The sequence below is a fragment of the Acinetobacter terrestris genome (assembly GCF_004331155.1).
Lineage (GTDB): Bacteria > Pseudomonadota > Gammaproteobacteria > Pseudomonadales > Moraxellaceae > Acinetobacter > Acinetobacter terrestris.
The window spans coordinates 49,162-55,749 of record NZ_SJNZ01000023.1 but is presented as its reverse complement, the minus strand read 5'-3'; the positions used below and the strand labels follow the sequence as shown (position 1 = coordinate 55,749).

5 protein-coding genes and 1 pseudogene are annotated in these 6,588 nt (G+C 42.2%); 4 read left to right on the top strand and 2 right to left on the bottom strand.

What is annotated here, in order from left to right; all coding sequences use genetic code 11:
• Both E0H81_RS16430 and E0H81_RS12485 read left to right on the top strand, forming a co-directional pair.
• Positions 1–129 (top strand): annotated as a pseudogene (locus tag E0H81_RS16430) (IS4 family transposase); the annotation flags it as partial.
• Between the two features lie 145 nt (positions 130–274).
• Positions 275–1,417 carry an acyl-CoA dehydrogenase family protein gene (locus tag E0H81_RS12485; RefSeq protein ID WP_131319317.1) on the top strand — a complete coding sequence of 381 codons (1,143 nt, stop codon included), beginning with the start codon at positions 275–277 and terminating at the stop codon, positions 1,415–1,417.
• A 34-nt stretch (positions 1,418–1,451) separates the two neighbouring features.
• On the opposite strand, the gene E0H81_RS12480 is transcribed toward E0H81_RS12485, so the two are convergent.
• Both E0H81_RS12480 and E0H81_RS12475 read right to left on the bottom strand, forming a co-directional pair.
• Positions 1,452–1,970 carry a type 1 glutamine amidotransferase domain-containing protein gene (locus E0H81_RS12480; RefSeq protein ID WP_131319315.1) on the bottom strand — a complete coding sequence of 173 codons (519 nt, stop codon included), beginning with the start codon at positions 1,968–1,970 and terminating at the stop codon, positions 1,452–1,454.
• 144 nt (positions 1,971–2,114) lie between these two features.
• A complete protein-coding gene (locus tag E0H81_RS12475; RefSeq protein WP_131319313.1) occupies positions 2,115–3,836 on the bottom strand; it encodes a long-chain-fatty-acid--CoA ligase in 1,722 nt (573 codons plus the stop codon).
• Between the two features lie 453 nt (positions 3,837–4,289).
• Between E0H81_RS12475 and pheA the strand changes: the two genes are divergently transcribed.
• Together pheA and hisC are read left to right on the top strand one after the other, a co-directional pair.
• Positions 4,290–5,399 (top strand): prephenate dehydratase, encoded by a 1,110-nt coding sequence (pheA, locus tag E0H81_RS12470; protein WP_131215868.1) that lies wholly within the window; start codon positions 4,290–4,292, stop codon positions 5,397–5,399.
• Between the two features lie 79 nt (positions 5,400–5,478).
• The gene (gene hisC, locus E0H81_RS12465; RefSeq protein ID WP_131319311.1) at positions 5,479–6,585 is read left to right on the top strand and encodes a histidinol-phosphate transaminase; all 1,107 of its coding nucleotides are present in this window, start codon (positions 5,479–5,481) and stop codon (positions 6,583–6,585) included.
• Positions 6,586–6,588 lie beyond the last annotated feature (3 nt).

The window sequence follows — 6,588 nt, the reverse complement described above, 5'->3', positions numbered from 1 at the left end:
CTGGACAGTTCAGCGCTTACTCAGAATAATTCAAGTGAATTTATTTGAAATAAAAACCTTAAAAGCGTTATTTTCACCCGATAAAGTCCCCATCAAACAAGAGAAGCTTAAATGAGCTTCCTCTTGTAAAAATTGTGGGACAGCAGTGGCTTCGGCTTCCTTTTTTATTGACCCAAAAGTCATGAAATAACACCGCTAGAGAACATGACAGATGTTTATAAAATGAATAGGATGGGGAAGAAATAAATACAACAACCCAATACAAGGACGCTATATGTTGGCTTATGACGCTGATTTAGAACTATTTCGCGATAACTACAAACGCTTTATGAATGAGCATGTTGCACCGCATTATGAACAATGGGAGCAGCAAGGCATTATGCCTCGTTCTATCTGGAATTTGATGGGCGAAAATGGTTTCTTGTGTGTCGATGTACCTGAAGAATATGGGGGTTATGGCGTTCCGACCCATTATTCACTGATGCTGGTTGAAGAGTCTGCACGTGCCGGATTTAGTGCATTATCCACCGGTATTTCATGCCATTCTGAAATTGCAGCGCCGTATATTTTACACATTGGGACTGAAGAGCAAAAACAATACTGGCTACCGAAAATGGTATCGGGTGAGGTGGTCGGTGCCATTGGTATGACTGAACCCGGAGCAGGTTCAGACTTGCAAGCCATGCGTACCAATGCCGTTTTGCAGGGTGATCACTACATTTTAAATGGCTCAAAAACCTTTATTTCAAATGGTCAACATGCGGACTTGGTGGTATTGGCCGTAAAAACTGATCCTCAAGCACGTGCAAAAGGCGTGTCTTTGATGCTTTTGGATACCCATTTAGACGGATTTAAAAAGGGCACAAACCTCAATAAAATTGGTTTGCATTCACAAGATACTTCCGAATTATTCTTTGATAACATTAAAGTTCCAAAGGATCAATTACTGGGTCAGGCAGGACAAGGTTTTGCTTACTTAATGCAAGAATTACCACGTGAACGTACCGCAATTGCCTCAACAGCCATTGGCGCGATTCGTGGTTCAATTGATGTCACGGTTGCTTATGTGAAAGAGCGTCAAGCCTTTGGTCAGCCGATCAGTCAATTTCAAAATACCCGTTTTGTACTTGCACAGGCAAAAATTGATGAATTGGCAACAGCAGCATTTTATAACCAGAATGTCGAACTCTACATGCAGGGTAAACTCGATGTAGAAACAGCGGCAGCATTAAAAAGTTTCAGTACAGATATGCAAATGAAAATTGCCGATAACCTGTTACAACTTTTTGGGGGTTATGGTTATATGAGTGAATATCCAATTTCACGGTTCTTCGTTGATGCCCGTATTCAGCGTATTTACGGCGGGACCAATGAAATTATGAAAGAGATTGTTGCGCGCAGTATATTGGGGCGCTAATCCATACAATAAAAGAGAGCCATCTGGCTCTTTTTTATTGACTTAATACCATCAGACTTTCTTCAATAAAGGCAGGTAAATCGTCAGGCGAACGTGAAGAGATATATAGATTATTGTCATTCACCACGCCTACATCGTAATACACGGCGCCAGCATTGATCAGATCGGTGGCGAAGCTTTTAATGGTTGTCATTAACCTGCCTTGAACCACTTTTGCGGTAATCAGCAGTTGTGGATTGTGACAAATACTCATTATGGGTTTTTTCGCATGGGCAAAGTTACGTATAAAATGGATAAAACGGTCATCGGCACACAGGTGGTTAGGGGAATGGCCACCGGGAATGAGCAAGGCATCGAAATCATGTACCGAAACATCATCTATGCTTTGGTCAATGGTCACCGCAGATTTGCGCTTATGACCGTAGACAATATTGCCTGCTCTATTTTCAATATTCAAAACACTATGGCGTGCGGCACGAAAGGCTTGTACCGGTTCTGAGTATTCGGTATCTTCAAAATCATGAGTCACTAAAACGGCGATTCTTTTTGACATTATTATTCTCTGAATTGCTTTGTTAAAAGACTATAGAGGAAACATTACACTTTTGTGATGTGTTTTGGTAAATAGCTATTGCAAATGAAAAAGCCCCGAAAATAGGGCTTCAGGGCTTAATGTAAGTGCTGTAATGAGTTGAGTCTAGGCAATATTTTGCTGTTGTTGCATTTGTCGAAGCTCGGCACGCAGGATTTTTCCGACGGTTGACTTTGGTAACTCGTTCAATATCTCAATGAATTTTGGGACTTTATAGGCAGTCAGGTTTTCTTCGCAGTGTTTTAAAATGTGATCGCTTGAAAGGTTTGGGTTACTGGAGGTAATAAAGGCTTTGACGGATTCTCCCGTTTTTTCATCGGGTATGCCTATCACTGCAGCCTCAATGACATCCGGATGTTCTGCCAAAATAGCTTCAATTTCATTGGGATAAACATTAAAACCTGAAACAATCACCATGTCTTTCTTGCGGTCTAGAATATAACAAAAGCCATCTTGATCCACTTTGGCGATATCACCTGTATGTAACCAGCCGTCAACAAAAGTTTCTGCTGTCTCGGCTGGACGGTTTAAATAGCCTAAGACAATTTGTGGACCTTTAACGCAAAGTTCACCCGCCTCGCCCAAAGGAACTTCCTGGCCTTCTGTATTGATAATTTTAATGTCTGAGCCGGGGAGTGGGAAACCGACAGAGCCTTGGCGAATTTCACTGATCGGTGGATGCAGCAGTGCTGCACAACTGGTTTCAGTCATGCCAAAACCTTCAATAATTGTACCGACTTTGGCTTTCCAGTTTTCGGCTGTAACCGGGCGCAAAGCTGTGCCACCGGAAATGGCACAGGTCAGTTTCGGTGGATGCTGTACAAACCAGTCTTCTGCCAAAAGTCCTGCATATAAAGTATCAACACCGGTTAGCCAGGTGACATTAAATTTCTCAAAAGCGGGCTTTAAATTGCTGACTGGTCGTGGCGATGGAATCAACAGGTTATGAGATCCCCCTTCAAAGAACATAAGGAAATTCACACTAAAAGCAAAAATATGGTACAGCGGAATCGCGGTTAAAATGCAGTCCTGATGATTAAATCCAGACTGATGCGCGCGTAAATAATCACCGGTGATTTTGATCAGTGATGCTACATTTTGATGGCTAATTACCGCGCCTTTACTGCGTCCAGTGGTTCCACCTGTATATTGATATAGGGCAATATCATGTTGAATCGGGAGGTATTGTTCCAGATTTTTGCCAATGGCTATAGCATCGGCGAAAGTGGAATATTCAATACTGGGCTTGAGTGAGCGACCTTGCGCTTCGGCATCTGCCTGCATCTTTTGTGCAATCATGCCGCTATACGGTTCATCAAAGAATTCACTTAAACTGGCTGTGACTAAGGCAAGCGATTTAAGTTGAGGATTATTTTGCATGACCCGTTCAAAGGTCGCTAAAAACAGCTCCGAAACAATCAGCGCTTTTGCACCACTGTCTGTCAATTGGTATTCAAGCTCACGTGGAGTATACAGCGGATTGATGTTGCTAATGATCAGCCCGACTTTCCAGCAGGCAAATACTGCAATCGGGTATTGCAGGGAATTCGGCATTTGCAAACCGACCACATCACCTTTTTGAAGCTGAAGATGATGTTGCAAATAATTGGCAAATGCAGTCGAGAGATCATCAATTTCCTGAAAAGTTAAAGTCTTGCTTAAGCCAACCGGTAATACCACACTGAATGCGGGGGATTGGGGGAATTGCGCTGTGGTATGGGTGAGTAATTCTGCCAGATTAGCTCGAACTTGCTCGGGTTGAAGTTGATAGCCGTGTAAGGAGCTTGGTAGATGTTTTTCCCATGGGCGCTGTGCATAATGACTCATCGATTATCCTTAAATTTATTTAAACTTTGTTTTGATTATTTATGTCAGTCCTGACATTGGTCTTTTAACATCGAGTAAACAGGTATTTTGCGCAATGATCAAGTCTGCCAATCAGTAAGATGGAAACTGAAAAAAACTAGAGAAAAATAATCATCATTAAGAGTTTTAAAATCTGACTTTATTTGCAAATGCCGATAAATTAATTTAATTAAATGCCATGAAATCGGCATGACTGTTGTGTATTTAAAAATCTACGCTTGCTGCGAAATTTTGAGCAAATTGGCAAAAAGTCATCAATTTTAAATATTCATGGCAAAAACCTCAGCAATAAAATTACTGATTAAATCAACTGTATGTTTTTAAGACTGAATCAATCAAAGTCTTATTGCGTAACATTTGAAAGCTAACTATTGTTATACTGTTTGCATAATGTTTTCGAAGGGCGACATAACAATGATCCACGACGATCAAAACACCACGACTTCTCTTGATCTGGCTAAAATTCGTGAGGATATTGACTCTGTAGATCAGCAGATTCAACAACTTATCAATCGTCGAGCGAAATTGGCAGAAGCAGTGGCAAAAGCAAAATTTGCTTCTGAAGAGAATCCGTTGTTTTACCGTCCTGAACGTGAAGCACAAGTTTTACGTAATGTTATGCAGCGTAATGAAGGGCCCTTATCTGATGTGACCATGGCGCGTTTATTCCGCGAAATCATGTCAGCATGCTTGGCGCTTGAAGCTCCGCAAAGTATTGCATTTTTGGGTCCTGTTGGAACGTTTACTCATTCAGCAGTCCTCAAACATTTCGGACAAGATGCCATTGTCCGTCCACTGCCAACCATTGATGAAGTATTCCGTGAAGTCGAAGCGGGCAGTGCACATTATGGTTTAGTGCCGGTTGAAAACTCATCTGAAGGTGTGGTGAACCATACTTTAGACTGTTTTAAAGCCTCGCATTTAAACGTGATTGGTGAAGTGGAACTGCGTATTCATCACCAGTTTCTTGTTTCATCCAATACCCGTAAAGACAGCATTAAACAGATTTATGCACATCAGCAAACATTAGCGCAATGCCGTGGCTGGTTAGATGCACATTATCCGGGTGTTGAACGTGTTGCCTTAAGTTCAAATGCCGAAGCGGCGCGCCGTATTCGCAATGAATGGCATTCAGCAGCTATTGCATCTGAAGTGGCTGCAAGCATTTATGACCTGGAAATTCTACATGGCAACATCGAAGATAATCCGGAAAATACCACACGTTTCTTGGTAATTGGCCGTGAAAAAGTGCCGCCAAGTGGTAATGACAAAACTTCATTATTGATTTCTGCACATGACCGTGCCGGCGCATTGCTGGAAATTCTTGCACCTTTTGCAAAACACAACATTAGTCTAACCAGTATTGAAACCCGTCCGGCTTTGCCTGAAAAATGGGCTTATGTGTTCTTTATTGACCTGGAAGGCCATGTCGATCAAGAAAATGTCAAAGCGGCAATTGAAGAAATTCGTCCTTTGGTGAAAGAAGTTCGAGTCTTGGGTTCTTACCCGATTGCAGTATTGTAAATCTTATCCATCAAAGCGATGGTCAATTTTTACATTGAAGTTGGCCACATTTATCACTTGAAATAACTGGAAGAGTAACATGTCGTTTGTACCTGCCAATGAAGGCATCTCAAAGTTAAAGCCTTATCAACCAGGTAAACCCATTAGTGAACTTGAGCGCGAGTTAGGGATTACTGATATCGTTAAATTGGCCTCAAATGAAAATCCTTTGGGTTGTTCTGATAAGGTCAAGCAAGCTGTAGCGGCTGAACTGGCAGAAATCGGACGATATCCGGACGGTGGCGGTTTTATCTTAAAAGACCAGATTCAGGCACAATTTGGCGTGACTGCTGACCGGATTACTTTGGGTAATGGTTCAAACGACTTGCTGGAAATGTTTGCCCGTGCATTCGTGTCTTCAAGCGATTCTGTGGTATATAGCCAGCATGCATTTGCGGTATATGCCTTGGTGACTCAAGCGATTAATGCAAAAGCAATAGAAGTACCGGCAAAAGGTTTTGCCCATGACCTAGATGCCATGGCAGCAGCAATTCAAGCCAATACCAAACTGGTCTTTATTGCCAATCCAAATAATCCAACCGGAACCTGGTTTGAAGAAGCTGAATTTGAAGCCTTCATGCAAAAAGTACCGGCCAATGTGATTGTGGTTCTGGATGAAGCTTATGTGGAATATTTTCCGGAAAACTTCAATAGCTTAAAATTCTTGGAACAATATCCAAACATCATTGTCAGTCGTACCTTGTCTAAATGTTATGGTCTGGCTGCATTGCGTGTCGGTTTTGCTTTGGCATCGGCAGAAGTGACTGATTATTTAAACCGTATTCGTCAACCGTTTAACGTGAATCATCTTGCAATGGTGGCTGCTGTCGCAGCATTGAAAGATGAAGACTTTATTGAGCAATCACGTGTGGTGAATAAAGCGGGCATGAAGCAGCTTGAACAAGGTTTTGCGGCGCTGGGTCTGGATTATGTACCTTCACGTGCCAACTTCATTTTGGTGGATGTACAGGCTGATCCTGCGCAGACGTTCAATGCCTTGTTGAAAGAAGGCGTGATTGTACGTCCTGTCGGCATTACAAATCATCTTCGCGTATCGATTGGGACTGAAGCTGAAAATGCGAAGTTCTTGACAGCACTGGCCAAAGTTCTGAATTTGACCAGCAGCGCTGTAGAGGAAAAAGCTTAAGCC